Source organism: Variovorax sp. IB41, assembly GCF_016405905.1.
GTDB lineage: Bacteria > Pseudomonadota > Gammaproteobacteria > Burkholderiales > Burkholderiaceae_C > Variovorax.
This window is the reverse complement of the sequence record NZ_JAEFCB010000006.1, coordinates 258,889-273,909: the sequence shown is the minus strand read 5'-3', so window position 1 is coordinate 273,909 and position 15,021 is coordinate 258,889. Positions and strand designations below refer to the sequence as shown.

The following is a 15,021-nucleotide window of genomic DNA, read 5'->3' as shown; positions in this document are numbered from 1 at the left end:
AGAAACTCAGACCACCGGCACGCGCCGCGAATCCGCCGGGCTCACGTTGCGCCGGTAGAGCACCAGCGTGGCGATGAGGCCGCAGATGGCGGCGGCCGTCATCCACAACCCCGGCGCGCCCTTGTCGCCGGTCATCTCGATCAGCCCCGTCGCGATGGCCGGCGTGAAGCCGCCGAACAGCGCCGTCGCCAGGCTGTAGGCCAGCGAGAAACCGGCGGTGCGCACATTCACCGGCATCACCTCTGTGAGCGCGACCACCATCGCGCCGTTGTAGCTCGCGTAGAGGAACGACAGCCACAGCTCCACTTCGAGCATGCGCGCGAAACTCGGCGCGCCCACCAGCCACTTGAGCGACGGGTACGCGGTAAGGATCGTCAGCACCGTGAACAGGATCAGCAGCGGCTTGCGCCCCACGCGGTCCGACAGCGCGCCCATGATCGGCAGCCAGATGAAGTTGGAGACGGCCACGCACAGCGTGACGACGAGCGCATCGGTCGTGCTCAGGTGCAGCACCGACTTGCCGAAGGTCGGCGTGTAGACGGTGATGAGATAGAACGACACGGTGGTCATCGACACCAGCATCATCCCGGCGACCACCAGCCCCCAGTTGGCGACCATCGACTGGAAGATCTCGCGCGCATCGGGGCGGTGCTTGCGCGCCATGAATTCCTCGGTCTCCTGCAGCGAGCGGCGGATGACGAAGAGCACCGGCACGATGAGGCAGCCGACGAAGAAGGGCACGCGCCAGTAGAAGTCGCCGATCTCCTGCGAGGAGTAGGTCACGTTGAGCCAGTAGCCGAGCGCGGCCGCCACCACGATGGCCACCTGCTGGCTGGCCGACTGCCAGCTCACGTAGAAGCCCTTGCGGCCCGGCGTGGCCATCTCCGAGAGGTACACCGACACGCCGCCCAGTTCCACGCCCGCCGAGAAGCCCTGCAGCAGCCGGCCGATGAGCACCAAGAGCGGCGCGATGACGCCGATGGTCGCGTAGGCCGGCACGCAGGCGATGAGCAGCGTGCCCAGCGCCATGAGCGCGAGCGTGACGATCAGGCCCTTGCGGCGGCCGACGCGGTCGACGTAGGCGCCGAGAAAGATCGCGCCCAGCGGACGCATCAGGAAGCCCGCGCCGAAGGTCATGAACGTGAGCATCAGCGAGGCGAACTCGTTGCCCGCGGGGAAGAACGCCTTGGAGATCTGCGTGGCGTAGAAGCCGAACAGGAAGAAGTCGAACATCTCCATGAAGTTGCCGCCGGTCACGCGCAGGACGGTGGCGAATTTCGAGGAGGAGGCGGAAGAGCCTGCGGCGCTGGCGGCCGGGCCTTGCTGCGCAGCGGAGGGCGCGGAGTTCATCTGGTTTGTCCCCTGAGCGATGTGGTGTTCGCCGAGGGTAGGACGGTCTTCCCGACCGCTAGCTGACGCCGGGGGTCAGGTAGCTGTCACTCGGGGGTGACGACGCGATGCGCGCCAGATCCTGCGTCAGGTCTTGTATTTGATCGAGCAGCCATAGGGCCGCGTCGTGGCTGCGGAGACCGGCTTGCCGCCGAAGGCTTCGCCCAGCGCCTGGTTCACGTAGTTGGTCGCGGTCTTGATGTCGTCCGCGCGCGCCGACGCGATGCTGTCGATGCCGCCCGCGTACACCAGCACGCCCTTGGGGTCGATGATGAAGATGTGCGGCGTGGTGCGCGCGCCGTAGACCTGGCCGATGACGCCGTCCTCGTCCATCAGCACGGCGGTGGGCGCTGCCGATTGCGACTTCATCCAGGCATCGAGCGCGTCGGCCTTCAGGTAGTCGCTCGCGGCGCGCTCGGTGGAGTTGATGGCCAGCCAGACCACGCCCTTGTCGGTCGCGGCCTTCTGCGTGGCGGGCATGTTGCCGCTGCCGTAGTGCTTGCGCACGAAGGGGCAGCCGGGATTGGTCCATTCGAGCACGACGAACTTGCCGGCGAAGTCCGAGAGCTTGTGCTTGGCGCCGGTGGTGTCCACGGCCACGAAGTCGGGCGCCTGCTGGCCCACGGCCGGTGCGGCGAAGGCGTTGGTGCCCATCAGGAAGGCCCCGCCGAGCGCAACAGCGGCGGCGACGACGGCACGGCGGGAGGCTCGGCTCAGGGCGGCGCGGGCATGGCGCGCGGCACGAAGGGAACGCGAGTCGGAGGTTGGCGAGAGAGACATGGCCAGCTTGAGCTCCATTAGAAAATTCCAAACGACAACCGCAGCTTAGAACCGTTTCTTCAAGTGCATGTGACAACCCATGTCACGCAGGTGGTCAAAGCGCGGCGAGCGCGGCGCGGACCTCGTCCTTACCCAAAATTTCGGTCAGCACGACCGGCGCCTTGCCCGGCGCCTGCAGCACGTAGACCGGCACGCCGCTGCGGCCGAGCGCGGTGAGCGCGGCGGTGATGGCGGGGTCGCGGCGGGTCCAGTCGGCGCGCAGCATCGCGACCTTCTTGGCATCGAAATCGGCCAGCACGTCGGCATCGGCCAGCGTGCGCTTCTTGTTGTACTGGCAGGTCACGCACCAGGCGGCCGTGAAGTCGATGAACACCGGCTGGCCGGCGCCCGAGAGCTCGCTCACGCGCTCGGCCGACCACGGCTGCCAGCGCTGGGTCGCGGTGCTTGCGGCGAGCTTGGCCGGCTCCACCACCTGCAGCACGTTGCGCCCGATGGCGCCGGTCAGCATGGCGGTGAAGGCGATCAGCACGGTGGCGATCACCAGCCGCGTGCGGCCGCGCAGCGTGAAGGCCCAGACGATCGCCGCCATGCACACCAGCAGCGCCAGCAGCGTGCCCGCGCCGTCGATGCCGCTTTGCTGGCCGAGGATCCAGACCAGCCACGCCACGGTGGCGAACATCGGGAACGCGAGTAGTCGGCGCAGCGTGAGCATCCACGGGCCCGGCTTGGGCAAGAGGTGCGCGATGGCGGGCACGAAGCCGGCCACCAGATACGGCAGCGCGAGGCCCAGGCCCAGCGCCGCGAACAGCAGCAGCGCCTGCGCGGCCGGCAGGCCGATCGCGAAGCCGAGCGACACGCCCATGAACGGCGCGGTGCAGGGCGAGGCGATCACCACGGCGAGCACGCCGGAGAGGAAGTCGTTGGCCAGCGGATGCTTGGCTTGCGCGCTGCAGACCGACGAAGGCGCCGCGCGGCCGAATTCGAACACGCCCACGAGGTTCAGGCCGATCAGCGTGAAGAGTCCTGCCAGCACGGCCACCACGCCCGGCGACTGCAGCTGGAAGCCCCAGCCCAGCTGCGCACCGGCCGCGCGCAGCGCGAGCATGGCGCCGCCGAGCGCGAGGAACGACAGCATCACGCCGCCGGTGTAGGCCAGGCCCGCCTTGCGGTGCGCGCTGGCGTTGCCCGCCTGCCGCGCGAAGCCCAGCACCTTGATCGCCAGGATCGGGAACACGCAGGGCATGAGGTTCAGCAGCAGGCCGCCGAGCAGGGCGCCCAGCAGCGCCATGGCGAAGGTGCCGGTGGGTTGGGCCGGCAGGTCGGTGTTCGATGCCGATGCAGCGGCGTTGGCTGCATTGGCGGCATTGGCAGTGAGCGCGGCCTGCAGTGCGGGCGACACCTCGGCGCGCGCCGGCGTGGCGGCGGCGGGCCAGGTGCCGGCGACCGGCGCTTCCGCGCGCCAGGCCACCGGCTGGCCCGGCTGACGGTCGGCCTCGGCGAGCGCCACCACCACCGGCATCACCGTGGGGCTCGCGCTGCGCTGGTCGGCCAGCGGCATCGTCGCGGTCCAGGTGCCGCCTTGCCAGCTCTGGGTCCAGTCCGTGCCGGAGACGGCCGCGGTGCGGATCACCTCGGGGGTCTCCGGGAAGAACGCCAGCGTCTTGCCCTGCACGGCGGCCGGCAGTCCTTCGAGCTTGACTTGCAGGTTGTTGCCATTGACCTCGATGCCGCCCGGTTTTGCGAGCGGCTGGGGCTGGGCGGCTTGCGCCGTGTCGAACTCGGCCTTGTGCAGCGCGGTGGAGCCCTGCAGCGGCAGCGAGAGCGTGAATTCGCCCTCTTCGGGAATGCATTCCTTGCGGCAGACCAGCCAGGAGGCCTTGAGCTTCACGTCCATCGCGGGCGTGCCGCCTGCGAGCGCCATCGGCGGCTTGTAGAGCGTCGAGACCTCCAGCGGCACCGGCAGCAGCACGGTGTTCTCGTAGCCGTAGTTGGCGAGGTTGCCGACCGCGATCTTCTCGGGCACCGGCCAAGCGATTTCGCCGGTGGAGACGCCGGCCGGCAGCGTCCAGGTCAGTTCGGTGGGGAGGCCCGAATCGCCGGCATTTTTCCAGTAGGTGTGCCACTCGGGCTGATGGGTGATCTGCAGGCCGACCCAGGCCTGCGCGCCCGGCGAGACGCCATCGGGTGCATGCGCGATCAGTTCGGCGCGCACGTGGGGGGTGGTGACGACGGCCCCGGTCTTGGAAGCCAATTGCGCCGCGGCCGGCATGCTGGCTGCGGCGATTGCTATCAGAAGCGTAGCGAAATGAATGCGCGAGAAGATCATGCCGTCAGTCGGAGCATTGGGGCGGGGCTAAGTTCCAGAATGTTTCAGGCGGCCGCTGCGGCCCAGCCCAGCACCACGCGACGGCTGTTGGCGCTCTTCTTCTCGATCTTGGTGACGACCACCGCCCCGATCTCGGCGGTGTTTGCAACATGCGTGCCGCCGCAGGGCTGGAAGTCGATCTGCGCGTCACCCTCGCCCGCGCCGCCGATGCGGATGGTGCGCACCGTGCCCGTGCCGCGCGGCGGCTGCACGCTCATGCTCTTGACGAGGGCCGGGTTCGCGTCGAGCTCCTCGTCGGTGATGGCGCCCACGGTCAGCGGATGGGCCGCCTCGACCAGCCGCGCAAGGCCGGCCGTGAGCGCTTCCTTGTCGAGCGGGTCGGTCATGTGGAAATCGATGCGCGCGTAGTCGGGCGTGATCGAGCAGCCGTTCACCGGCACCGGCACGAGGTGGCACAGGAGGTGGGAGGCGGTGTGAAAGCGCATGAGCCGGTGGCGGCGCTCCCAGTCCAGGCGTGCGGTGACGGCGTCGCCGGGCTTCAGCGCGGCCAGCAGGTCGGCCTGTTCGGGCGCCGGCACATGAAGGAATTCGTTGGTGGGCAGGCCTTCTTCGTTCTTGGCCTTGCGGGTGTCGGCGATGACGACTTCGCGGCCGTCGGCCAGGGCCAGCACGCCGGCGTCTCCAGCCTGCCCACCGCCCAGTGGGTAGAACACCGTGCGGTCCAGCACGATGCCGGTCTCGTCGATGCGCACGATGCGGGCTTCGCAGGCGCGCAGGTAGGCGTCGGCACGGAACAGGTCGTCGGTCATGCGGCGATGGTAGCGGCGATGTGCGATTGGGGTGCGCCCACGCCAGAAAGCGCCCACGACCGACAACCGCCGGGCCGGGCGGCCGGGGATGATCCGCCCGGTACGCGGCCTCCGCCGCGCAAGGATCACGCATGAAAGCTCCGCAGCAAGCACCCACCCGCATGGCCGCTTCGATCTGGCAGTTGTCCACGCTGGCGGTCGCGGCGACATTGCTCGTCGGCTGCGGCGAGGCCGCCAAGCTCGCCCCCGAGGTCACGACCGGCCCCCGCCCGCAGCTGGCCGAGCCGAACAAGACCCTGATTCCCACCGTCAACGTGGCAACCGCCGTCGGCTGGACCGACACCGCCGCGCCCACCCCCGCCGAGGGCCTGCGCGTGACGGCGCTGGCGCGCGGCCTGGACCACCCGCGCTGGGTCTACACCCTGCCCAACGGCGACGTGCTGGTGGCCGAGAGCAACAAGCCGCCCAAGCCCGGCGGCAGCAACGACGGCGGCAGCGGCCCGATCGCCAAGATCCGCAATTGGGTCATGGGCAAGGTCATGGGGCGCGCGGGCGCGGGCGTGCCCAGCGCCAACCGCATCACGCTGCTGCGCGATGCCGACGGCGACGGCGTGGCCGAGGTCAAGCAGGTCTTCATGACCAACCTGATGTCGCCCTACGGCATGGCGCTGGTGGGCAACGAGCTCTTCATCGCCAACGCCGATGCGCTCGTGAAGGTGCCCTACGTCGAGGGCGAGACCTCGGTGAAGGTCAACCCGACGCTGGTCACGCAGCTGCCCGCGGGCATCAACCACCACTGGACCAAGAACGTGATCGCCAATGCCGACGGCACCAAGCTCTACGTGACGGTCGGCTCCAACAGCAACATCGGCGAGAACGGCCTGGCGGCCGAAGAAGGCCGCGCCGCGATCTGGGAGGTCGACACCAAGTCGGGCGAGAAGCGCCTCTTCGCGAGCGGCCTGCGCAACCCCAACGGCATGGGCTGGGACCCCGACACCAACGCCCTGTGGACCGTGGTGAACGAGCGCGACGAGATCGGCAGCGACCTCGTGCCCGACTACCTCACCTCGGTGAAGGAGGGCGCCTTCTACGGCTGGCCCTGGACCTACTACGGCGGCATCGTCGATGCGCGCGTGACGCCGCAGAACCCGGACATGGCGGCCAAGGCGATCGCGCCCGACTACGCGCTCGGCTCGCACGTCGCGCCGCTGGGCATGACCTTCTCGCACGCGCGCGGCATGCCGCCGGAGTTCGCGAGCGGCGTCTTCATCGGCGAGCACGGCTCGTGGAACCGCAAGCCCAAGTCGGGCTACAAGGTGGTGTTCGTGCCCTTCATCGGCGGCAAGCCGAGCGGGCCGCCGGTGGACATCCTCACCGGCTTTCTCACCGCCGACGAAAAGGCGCAGGGCCGGCCGGTGGGCGTGGCGCTCGACAAGAGCGGCGCGCTGCTGGTGGCCGACGACGTGGGCAACGCGGTGTGGCGCGTGTCGCGCGCCAAGCCCAACTAGCCGACTGGGCGCAGGCGCGCGGACGACTCGCGCGCCACGAGCTGCGCCACCGGCCCTTCGACGCGGTGGCGGCTCCTGTCGCCGCGCAGGTGATCGAACAGCAGCGCGATGGCCTGCTGCGCGACTTCTTCCAGGTGCAGGTCCACCGCGGTGAGGGGCGGCACGCAGGTGCGCGCGCGCGGCCCGTCGTAGCGGGTGGCGACCATCACGTCCTCCGGAATGCGCCGGCCCGATTCGGCGACGGCCGCCACCGCGCCCGAGGCGAATGCGTCCACCGGGATGCAGAAGGCGTCGATGTCGGGGTGGGCCGCCAGCAGCGCCAGCGCGGCCTCCCTGCCGCCGCGCTCGCCGCTGGCCTCGTCGATCAGCGACAGCAGCGCGGGCTGGCCGCGCTCCGCGGCGAAGCGCTCGTACGCCGCCCGGGCCTCCACATAGGAATTGCGCTGCGCGGCGCCCAGGATCATCGCGACCTTGCGCGCGCCCTGTTCGTGCAGGTGGTCGAGCAGCAGCTGCGTCGTCCGGGCGGAATGGATGTCGACATACGGCGGCATGGCGGGGCCTTCCGCCGGCTTGCCGATGGCCACCACCGGCAGGCCCCGGCGCACGAGGTATTCCAGGTTCGCATCGCCCGCGGAGGGCTCGATCACCAGCGCCCCGTCCACGTCCAGCAACTCCATCGGCATCCGCCCGCTTTCCATGGGCGGCGCCAGCACCAGCGCGAGGCTGTGGTTCAGGGCCTCGGCGGCGGCCACGGCGGCCACTTCCATCATGAAGCCCAGGCGCGACGGGCCGCCGGCCACCGCGAAGGGCATCGACGACAGCAGCACGATCATGTGCGCCTCGCCGGTGCGCAGCCGCTGCGCATTCCGGTTGGGGCGGTAGCCCAGCTTCAGGGCGGCCTGCTCGACGCGCGCGCGGGTCTCGGCGTCGACCTGGCCGCGGGCGTTGAGCGCGTGGGACACGGTGGTCGGCGACACGCCGGCCTCCCGGGCCACGTCCTTGATGTTTGCCCGCGGCGATGGATTGGTGCTCATCCCGTTGACCTTTTCCAAAAGCGGTGATTCAATTCCCAAATCGTTTTGGGCGACTGGCCCGGAATGTACCCCACCGCCCCAGGCGGCTTTTTTTCCTTCGTCACCCAAATCGATTTGGGTGCGAGCCCGGTCAAAGGAATCGATCATGTCCCGTGTTTCCGACGCCCCTGCCGTCGACGCCGTGCTGCCCGTTTCGCAACTGCTGCTGTTCGGCCTGCAGCACGTGCTGGTGATGGCGGCCGTGCCCATCACGTCCGTGTTCCTCGTGGCCAAGGCGCTGGGCCTGCCGGCCGCGCTCACCGTCAACCTCATCAGCGCCACCTTCCTCCTGTGCGGGGTGGGCACGCTGCTGCAGTCGTTCGGGCCGTGGAAGTTCGGGGCGCGCCTGCCTTTCGTGATGGTGCCGGGCGGCGCGCCGATCGTGATGTTCGTGACCATCGCGCAGCAGCGCGACCTGCAGACCGCCTCGGGCGCGGTGATCCTCACGGCGCTGTTCTATTTCCTCGTGCTGCCGGTGTTCGCGCGGTGCCTCCGGTACTTTCCGAAGATCGTCATCGGCACGCTGCTGCTGCTGGTGTCGATCAACCTCGTGAAGGTGTACGGCGGCATCATCGCGGGCAAGGCCGGCACGCCCACCTTCGCGGACCCGGTGAACATCGGCCTGGCGCTCGCGACCATCGGCTTCACGGTGCTGTTCGCGCGCCTGTTCAAAGGCACGCTGGGCCAGCTCGCGGTGTTGCTGGGCCTGCTGGCCGGCACGGTGCTGGCGGCCGGTTGCGGGCTGATGGATTTCGGCGCGGTCGCCACGGGCCCCTTCTGGAGCCTGCCGACGCTTCTGCCCTTCGGCATGCCGCGCTTCGATCTCGTGGCGGCGGTGCCGCTCCTGGTCTTCAGCGTCATCTCAATGGTCGAGGCCACGGGCCAGACCGTGGCGGTGGCCGAGGTGGTGGGCCGCAGGATCGATGCGCGCGACGCCGTGCCGCGCACCATCCGCGGCGATGCGCTGATGTCGCTGGCGGGCGGTTTCTTCGGCACCTCGATGATCATCACCAGCGGCGAGAACATCGGCATCGTGCGCGCCACCAACGTGCGCTCGCGCTACGTCACGGCGACGGCCGGCGCGATCCTGATCCTGATCGCGCTGTCGGCGCCGCTCGGCCGGCTGGCCAGCGCCATTCCCGCGGCCGTGGTCGGCGGCACCGCGATGGTGGTGTTCGCGATCATCGGCACGATGGGCATCGACATGCTGCGCAAGGTCGACCTGCACGAGCGCGGCAACATGTTCGTGCTGGCCGGCGCGCTCACCATGGGCCTCCTGCCCATCCTCGTGCCGGGCCTGTACAGCCGCTTTCCGGACACGCTGCAGCTGGTGCTGGGCAACGGCCTGGCCATGGGCTCGCTCACGGCGGTGCTGCTGAACGTGATCTTCAACCGCACGCACGCCGAACTCCCCGCAGCGGCCGAGCCTGCCGAGCCCGTCGAGATGGCCTCGGCGCCGCGCTGAGCCACCACGTCTTCTTTTCTTTTTCTTCGCTCCCGTCTTCTTTTTTCACCATGTCTTCTGAACTCGATGCCGCGCTCTTCGCGGCCGACGAGCTGTTGCTCGTTCCCGACCACCTGATGCTGCGCGACGGCCCCGTCGGCGGCCATGCCGTGCACGTGGCCGGCGGGCGCTTTCGCGACGTCGGCCCCGCCGAGGTGCTGGCCGCGCGCCATCCGCACCTCGTGCCCATGCCATTGCCCGGCAAGCTGCTGATGCCGGGAATGATCGACGCGCACCATCACCTCACGCAGTCCTTCGGCAAGTCGCTGGCCTACGGCGAGCCCTCGGAGATCTTCCGGCGCGTGTGGGTGCCGCTCGAAGCGAGCCTGGACGACGAGTTCGTCTACCTGGCTTCCAAGCTCGCGGCGCTCGAGTCGCTGCGCGGCGGCTTCACCACCGTGTGCGACGCGGGGACGCGCGCGCCGGGCGACATCGGCGCGGTCGCGGCGGCCGTGCAGGAGGCGGGGTTGCGCTGCGTGCTGGGCCTGATCTGCAATGACGGCGGCAACGACAGCAGCGCTGTCGAACGCGAGGCCATCCGCTCGCACGCCGCGCGCTTCCTGGCGCAATGGTCGAACGCACCGCTGGTGCATCCCTCGCTTGCCATCTCGGTGCCCGAAGCCGCTTCCGACGAGATGCTGGCCGGCGTGTCCGCGCTGTGCGCCGAGGCGCGCACCGTGTTCCAGACGCATGTGAACGAGCACCTCGCGTCGGTCGAGCGCTCGGTGGTGCAGCGCGGCCGGCGGCCGCTGGAGCTGCTCGCGCAGCTCGGCGCGCTCGGCCCGCAGGTGCTGATCGCGCACGGCACGCTCGTCACGCCGTCGGAGCTCATGCTGCTGCGCGACACCGACACCGCCGTGAGCTACAACCCCGTGGCCAGCCAGTGGAAGGGCAACGCCGTGGCGCCCGCGAACCTGATGGCTGCGCTGGGCATCCGCTTCGGCCTGGGCACCGACGCCACGCGCAGCGACGCCTTCCGCCTGATGGACGCGGCCGAGGCGGCGCAGAAACTGGCCTTCGGCATGGCGATCGGCGATGCGTCGAGCGGCGGCGGCTGGACCTGGCTGGACCATGCGACGCACGAGGGCGCGCGCGCCGTGGGGCTCGGGCATCTCATCGGCGAGATCGCTGTGGGCAAGGCGGCCGACTTCCTCGTCGTCGACGTCGACACGCCCGAGATGTGCACCTCCGTCGATCTCACATGGGACCTCGTGCGCCTGGGCAACCGCGACCAGATCACCGCCGTGTTCGTCGACGGGCGCCTGCGCCTGTGGGAGGGCTGGCCGCCCGACTGGGACGCGCGGGCGCTGCAGCGGCGGCTCGCGCGCGCGGCGCATGCGGCCATCGAACGCGCGCCCATCGTGCGCCTGCACCCGACGGCGGCCGAGCATCGCCGCCTGTCCGCGAACCGCATGGACGGCGCCACCGGCGCCCGGAACGTTCAGTGAGCGCGCAGCACCTTCTCCTCGTCTCGCTCGCCGTGCTGTTCGCCGCCTTCGTGCAGGGCGCGACCGGCGTGGGCTTCGCGCTCATCGCCGCGCCGGTGATCGGCATCGTGCGCCCCGACCTGCTGCCGGTGTGCGTGCTGGTGCTGATGCTGCCGCTCAACTTCTACGTGATGTGGCGCGAGCGCGGCGCGATCGACCGCACCGGTGCCCGCTGGATCACCGGTGGCCGCGTCGTCGGCACGGCAGGCGGCCTGTGGGTGCTGGCGGCGCTGAGCGCGGGCCAGCTGTCGCTGTTCGTCGGCGCATCGACCATCGCGGCGGCGCTGGTCACGCTGATGATGCCGGCCTTCTCGCCCGGGCGTTCGGCGTTCGTGGCGGCGGGGCTGGTCACGGGCATCACCGAGACCGCGACCGGCATCGGCGGTCCGCCGCTGGCGCTGGTCTACCAGCACGAGCGCGCGCCCACCATGCGCTCGACCATCGCGCTGTGCTTCCTGGTCGGCGAACTGGTGTCGCTCGCCACGCTGATGGCGACCGGCCGCATCGACGGCTCGCAGCTGCGCGCGGCGGCCCTGCTGCTGCCCGCACTGGCGGTGGGCGCCGTGCTCAGCCGCGTGGTGCATCGCCACGTCAACGGGCGCGTGCTGCGGGTCTTCGTGCAGGTCTTTGCGATCGTCTCGGGCGTGGCGCTGCTGTTGCATTCATTCTGAAGCGGCGTGCGCGGCGGCCCATGCCGCGCGGCCCAGACGGTATAGGCGGTGGCGGCGCAGCGGGTGGCCCTCGGGCACCAGCGGATGGTCGAACGCGCCGGCCACGTCCTCGTGCATGCCCAGCCGCTCCATCACCGCGGCCGAGCGCAGGTTGCCGGTCGCGGTGAAGGCCACGATCTCGTCGAAGCCGAGCCGCTCGAAGCCCACCTGCAGCGCGCCGCGTGCGGCCTCGGTCGCGAAACCTTGGCCCCACATGTGGCGCGCGAAACGCCAGCCGATCTCCACGCACGGCGAAAACGGCAGCGTGGCGACGGGCACGTTCAATCCCGTGAAGCCGATGAATTCGCCCGTGCCCTTGTGCTCCACGGCCCAGAAGCCCCAGCCGTTCTCGGCGATGCGGGTTCTGACGCGTTCGATCAACGCATCGCTGTCCGCGCGGGTGGCCAGTGGCAGCAAGAACTCCATCACCTGCGGGTCGGCAGCCATGGCGGCGAACGGGGCGCCATCGCTCTCGCGCCACTGACGCAGGCGAAGGCGGGCGGTGTCGAATTCGATGATGGGAGCGGTCATGCCGCGATTGTGAATCAGCGCATATGCATCATGCTGTGATGTAATTCGGGCTGCTCCGAACAACCCCCGCCATGACGCCTTCTCCCCATCCCCCGCGCGGCGACTTCGCCCTCAACGCCCGCCTGCTGCGCATCACCGCCATGGCGATCGTCATCGGCGCCATCAGCACCGTGGCCGCGCGCGTGCTGCTCGACCTGATCCGCTTTTTCACCAACCTCTTTTTCTTCCAGACCTTCTCGCTGGCCGACCGCTCGCCGGCCACGCACACGCTGGGCGCCTGGGTCATCGTGGTGCCGGTGATCGGGGGGCTCATCGTGGGCCTCGTCGCGCGCTACGGCTCCGACAAGATCCGCGGCCACGGCATTCCCGAGGCGATCGAGGCGATCCTGTTCGGCAAGAGCAAGATGTCGCCGAAGGTCGCGGTGCTCAAGCCCTTGTCTTCGGGCATCGTCATCGGCAGCGGCGGGCCGTTCGGCGCCGAGGGGCCGATCATCATGACGGGCGGCGCCATCGGCTCGCTGATCGCGCAGTACTTTCACCTCACGGCGGCCGAGCGCAAGGCGCTGCTGGTGGCGGGCGCCACCGCCGGCATGACGGCGGTGTTCGGCACGCCGGTGGCCGCGGTGCTGCTGGCGGTCGAGTTGCTGCTGTTCGAGCTGCGCCCGCGCAGCCTCTTGCCGGTGGCCGTGGCGTGCGCGGTCGCGGGCTTCACGCGGCCACTGCTGATGGACGCGGGCCCGCTCTTCCCGCTGCAGACGGCCGTGCCCGGCCCGCTCGCGATGCTCTCGTGCATCGTCGCGGGCCTCCTGTGCGGCATGCTGTCGGCCTCGCTCTCGATCTCGCTCTACAAGGTGGAAGACCTCTTCGGCAAGCTGCCGATCCACTGGATGTGGTGGCCGGCCATCGGCGGCCTCGCGGTCGGCATCGGCGGCTACTTCGAGCCGCGCGCGCTGGGCGTGGGCTACGACGTGATCGGCGACCTGCTGCACAACCACCTCGCGCTCGGCGTGGTGGCCGCGCTGCTCGCGGTGAAGGCGGTGATCTGGGTGATCTCGCTGGGCTCGGGCACTTCGGGCGGCGTGCTCGCGCCGCTCTTGATGATGGGCGCGGGCCTCGGTGTGGTGCTCTCGCACGTGCTGCCCGGCAACGACCCGATGCTGTGGCCGCTGGTGTGCATGGCCGCCACGCTCGGCGGCGTGATGCGCGCGCCGCTCACCGCCACCATCTTCGCCTTCGGGCTCACGCACGACAGCAACGCGCTGCTGCCGCTGCTGACCACATCGGCCGTCGCCTACGGCTTCACCGTGCTCACGATGCGCCGCTCGATCCTCACCGAGAAGATCGCGCGCCGCGGCTATCACATCTACCGCGAATACGGCATCGATCCGCTGGAGCGCCACTCGGTCGAGGAAGTGATGACGCGCGAGGTGCGCAGCATCGATGCGGCACTGCCCGTCGGCGATGCGCTCGCGCAGTACTTCGGCGAAGGCCAGGTGCACCGCGCGTACCCGGTGCTGCGCGGCAGCGCGGTGATCGGCATGGCCGACCGCGCGATGCTCGCGGCGTTCAGCGTGGGCACGGTGGGCGATGCCTGCGACGCCGCGCCGCCGGTGTTCGCGCTCGCGGGCGAGAACTGCCGCGTGGTGGCCACGCGCCTCGCGCGCCACCGGCTCGAGCGCCTGCCGGTCGTGAAGGACGCGCAGTCGCTGGCGCTGATTGGCCTCGTCGCGCGCAGCGATCTCATCAAGCCCTCGCTCGCGCACTTCGACGAAGAAGAAAAGCGCGAGCGCATGCGCGGCCTGCCCTGGCAGGCCAGCTAGCTCAGAACCCCGCCAGCACGACCTTGCCTTGCGCCTTGCCGCTCTCGATGAGCGCATGCGCTTTTTTCAGGTTCGCGGCGTTGATGGTGCCGAAACTCGCATTCGCCGTCGTGCGGATGCGGCCCGCATCGACCAGCGCGGCCACCTCGGCCAGCAGCGCGCCCTGCTCGGCGATGTCGGGCGTGCTGAAGCGCGAGCGGGTGAACATCATTTCCCAGTGCAGCGAGATGCACTTGGTCTTCAGCGGCATTGCGTCGAGCACCTTCATGTCGTCGATCACCGCAAGCTGGCCCTGGGGCTTCAGGCTCTCGATGATCTGCGCGTAGTGCTGCTCGGTCTGCGTGAGGCTGGCGACCATGTCGACCTCGCCGATGCCCGCGGCCTTGAGCTCGGCGGCGAGCGGCTTCGAATGATCGATGACCGCGTGCGCGCCCAGCGCCAGGCACCACTCGCGCGTTTCGGGGCGCGAGGCGGTGGCGATCACGCGCAGCTGCGTGAGCTGGCGCGCGAGCTGGATCAGGATCGAGCCCACGCCGCCCGCACCGCCGGTGATCAGCAGCGTCTGGCCCGCGCCGCCGCCCTTGGGCACCTGCAGGCGGTCGAACAGCAGTTCGTAGGCGGTGATGGTCGTGAGCGGCAGCGCGGCGGCCTGCGCGTCGTCCAGGCTCTTGGGTGCGATGGCGGCGATGCGCTCGTCCACCGCATGCAGTTCCGAATTGGCGCCGGGTCGGATGATCGAGCCCGCGTAGTACACGCGATCGCCGACCTTGAAGTTCTGCACCTCGCTGCCGATGGCCTCGACGGTGCCGACTGCGTCCCAGCCCAGCACCTTGGCCTGGCCGGCTTCGGGCGCGGCGTTCTTGCGGACCTTGGTGTCGACCGGGTTGACCGACACCGCCTTCACGCGCACCAGCAGGTCGCGCGCGCCGGCGACGGGCGCGGGCAGTTCGATGTCCTGCAGCGATTCGGCGTTGTCGATGGGAAGGGGCTGGTAGTAGCCGATGGCTTTCATGGCGGATGACCTTTCAGAAACGATGCCTCGACTGTAGGATGGCAACGGCCATTTGATAAGTAGGCCTTCAAC

General features: G+C 69.8%; 12 protein-coding genes. 5 read left to right on the top strand and 7 right to left on the bottom strand.

Going from position 1 to position 15,021, the window contains the following annotated elements:
* Positions 1 to 6: 6 nt before the first annotated feature.
* From JC881_RS14480 to JC881_RS14465, 4 genes are all read right to left on the bottom strand, one after another.
* Entirely contained in the window at positions 7 to 1,350 is a 1,344-nt protein-coding gene (locus JC881_RS14480; RefSeq protein WP_198786399.1) for an MFS transporter, read from the bottom strand.
* Positions 1,351 to 1,476: 126 nt separating this feature from the next.
* Positions 1,477 to 2,169 carry a thioredoxin family protein gene (locus JC881_RS14475; RefSeq protein ID WP_233101779.1) on the bottom strand — a complete coding sequence of 231 codons (693 nt, stop codon included), beginning with the start codon at positions 2,167 to 2,169 and terminating at the stop codon, positions 1,477 to 1,479.
* A gap of 94 nt (positions 2,170 to 2,263) precedes the next feature.
* The gene (locus JC881_RS14470; RefSeq protein ID WP_198786397.1) at positions 2,264 to 4,495 is read right to left on the bottom strand and encodes a thioredoxin family protein; all 2,232 of its coding nucleotides are present in this window, start codon (positions 4,493 to 4,495) and stop codon (positions 2,264 to 2,266) included.
* Between the two features lie 44 nt (positions 4,496 to 4,539).
* On the bottom strand, positions 4,540 to 5,304 hold the full coding sequence (locus JC881_RS14465; RefSeq protein ID WP_198786396.1) for an alanyl-tRNA editing protein: 765 nt from the start codon (positions 5,302 to 5,304) through the stop codon (positions 4,540 to 4,542).
* A gap of 131 nt (positions 5,305 to 5,435) precedes the next feature.
* On the opposite strand from JC881_RS14465, the gene JC881_RS14460 reads away from it, so the two are divergent.
* The gene (locus JC881_RS14460) at positions 5,436 to 6,812 is read left to right on the top strand and encodes a PQQ-dependent sugar dehydrogenase (protein ID WP_198786395.1); all 1,377 of its coding nucleotides are present in this window, start codon (positions 5,436 to 5,438) and stop codon (positions 6,810 to 6,812) included.
* Here JC881_RS14460 and JC881_RS14455 read toward each other — a convergent pair.
* Entirely contained in the window at positions 6,809 to 7,846 is a 1,038-nt protein-coding gene (locus tag JC881_RS14455; RefSeq protein ID WP_198786394.1) for a LacI family DNA-binding transcriptional regulator, read from the bottom strand. The genes JC881_RS14460 and JC881_RS14455 overlap by 4 nt on opposite strands.
* Positions 7,847 to 7,991: 145 nt before the next feature.
* On the opposite strand from JC881_RS14455, the gene JC881_RS14450 reads away from it, so the two are divergent.
* From JC881_RS14450 to JC881_RS14440, 3 genes are read left to right on the top strand one after another with little or no spacing between them, the layout of a single operon-like run.
* The gene (locus tag JC881_RS14450; RefSeq protein WP_198786393.1) at positions 7,992 to 9,350 is read left to right on the top strand and encodes a uracil-xanthine permease family protein; all 1,359 of its coding nucleotides are present in this window, start codon (positions 7,992 to 7,994) and stop codon (positions 9,348 to 9,350) included.
* Between the two features lie 50 nt (positions 9,351 to 9,400).
* On the top strand, positions 9,401 to 10,837 hold the full coding sequence (locus tag JC881_RS14445) for an amidohydrolase family protein (RefSeq protein WP_198786392.1): 1,437 nt from the start codon (positions 9,401 to 9,403) through the stop codon (positions 10,835 to 10,837).
* Complete coding sequence (locus JC881_RS14440; protein ID WP_198786391.1) at positions 10,834 to 11,547, top strand: sulfite exporter TauE/SafE family protein; 714 nt, start codon at positions 10,834 to 10,836, stop codon at positions 11,545 to 11,547. The genes JC881_RS14445 and JC881_RS14440 overlap by 4 nt, the downstream gene beginning before the upstream one ends.
* Here the strand turns inward: JC881_RS14440 and JC881_RS14435 are convergent.
* Positions 11,539 to 12,117 carry a GNAT family N-acetyltransferase gene (locus JC881_RS14435; RefSeq protein ID WP_198786390.1) on the bottom strand — a complete coding sequence of 193 codons (579 nt, stop codon included), beginning with the start codon at positions 12,115 to 12,117 and terminating at the stop codon, positions 11,539 to 11,541. The genes JC881_RS14440 and JC881_RS14435 overlap by 9 nt on opposite strands.
* A 71-nt stretch (positions 12,118 to 12,188) precedes the next feature.
* On the opposite strand from JC881_RS14435, the gene JC881_RS14430 reads away from it, so the two are divergent.
* Positions 12,189 to 13,937, top strand: coding sequence for a chloride channel protein (locus JC881_RS14430; protein ID WP_198786389.1), 1,749 nt, complete (start codon positions 12,189 to 12,191; stop codon positions 13,935 to 13,937).
* A gap of 1 nt (position 13,938) precedes the next feature.
* On the opposite strand, the gene JC881_RS14425 is transcribed toward JC881_RS14430, so the two are convergent.
* Positions 13,939 to 14,949: a zinc-binding alcohol dehydrogenase family protein gene (locus tag JC881_RS14425; RefSeq protein ID WP_198786388.1), complete on the bottom strand. Its 1,011-nt coding sequence runs from the start codon at positions 14,947 to 14,949 to the stop codon at positions 13,939 to 13,941.
* Positions 14,950 to 15,021: the final 72 nt, after the last annotated feature.

Excerpts from the sequence above, each read along its gene's own strand:
- JC881_RS14480 (WP_198786399.1), bottom strand. The coding sequence starts at position 1,350 with ATGAACTCCGCGCCCTCCGCTGCGCAGCAAGGCCCGGCCGCCAGCGCC.
- JC881_RS14475 (WP_233101779.1), bottom strand. The coding sequence starts at position 2,169 with ATGTCTCTCTCGCCAACCTCCGACTCGCGTTCCCTTCGTGCCGCGCGC.
- JC881_RS14470 (WP_198786397.1), bottom strand. The coding sequence starts at position 4,495 with ATGATCTTCTCGCGCATTCATTTCGCTACGCTTCTGATAGCAATCGCC.
- JC881_RS14465 (WP_198786396.1), bottom strand. The coding sequence starts at position 5,304 with ATGACCGACGACCTGTTCCGTGCCGACGCCTACCTGCGCGCCTGCGAA.
- JC881_RS14460 (WP_198786395.1), top strand. The coding sequence starts at position 5,436 with ATGAAAGCTCCGCAGCAAGCACCCACCCGCATGGCCGCTTCGATCTGG.
- JC881_RS14455 (WP_198786394.1), bottom strand. The coding sequence starts at position 7,846 with ATGAGCACCAATCCATCGCCGCGGGCAAACATCAAGGACGTGGCCCGG.
- JC881_RS14450 (WP_198786393.1), top strand. The coding sequence starts at position 7,992 with ATGTCCCGTGTTTCCGACGCCCCTGCCGTCGACGCCGTGCTGCCCGTT.
- JC881_RS14445 (WP_198786392.1), top strand. The coding sequence starts at position 9,401 with ATGTCTTCTGAACTCGATGCCGCGCTCTTCGCGGCCGACGAGCTGTTG.
- JC881_RS14435 (WP_198786390.1), bottom strand. The coding sequence starts at position 12,117 with ATGACCGCTCCCATCATCGAATTCGACACCGCCCGCCTTCGCCTGCGT.
- JC881_RS14430 (WP_198786389.1), top strand. The coding sequence starts at position 12,189 with ATGACGCCTTCTCCCCATCCCCCGCGCGGCGACTTCGCCCTCAACGCC.
- JC881_RS14425 (WP_198786388.1), bottom strand. The coding sequence starts at position 14,949 with ATGAAAGCCATCGGCTACTACCAGCCCCTTCCCATCGACAACGCCGAA.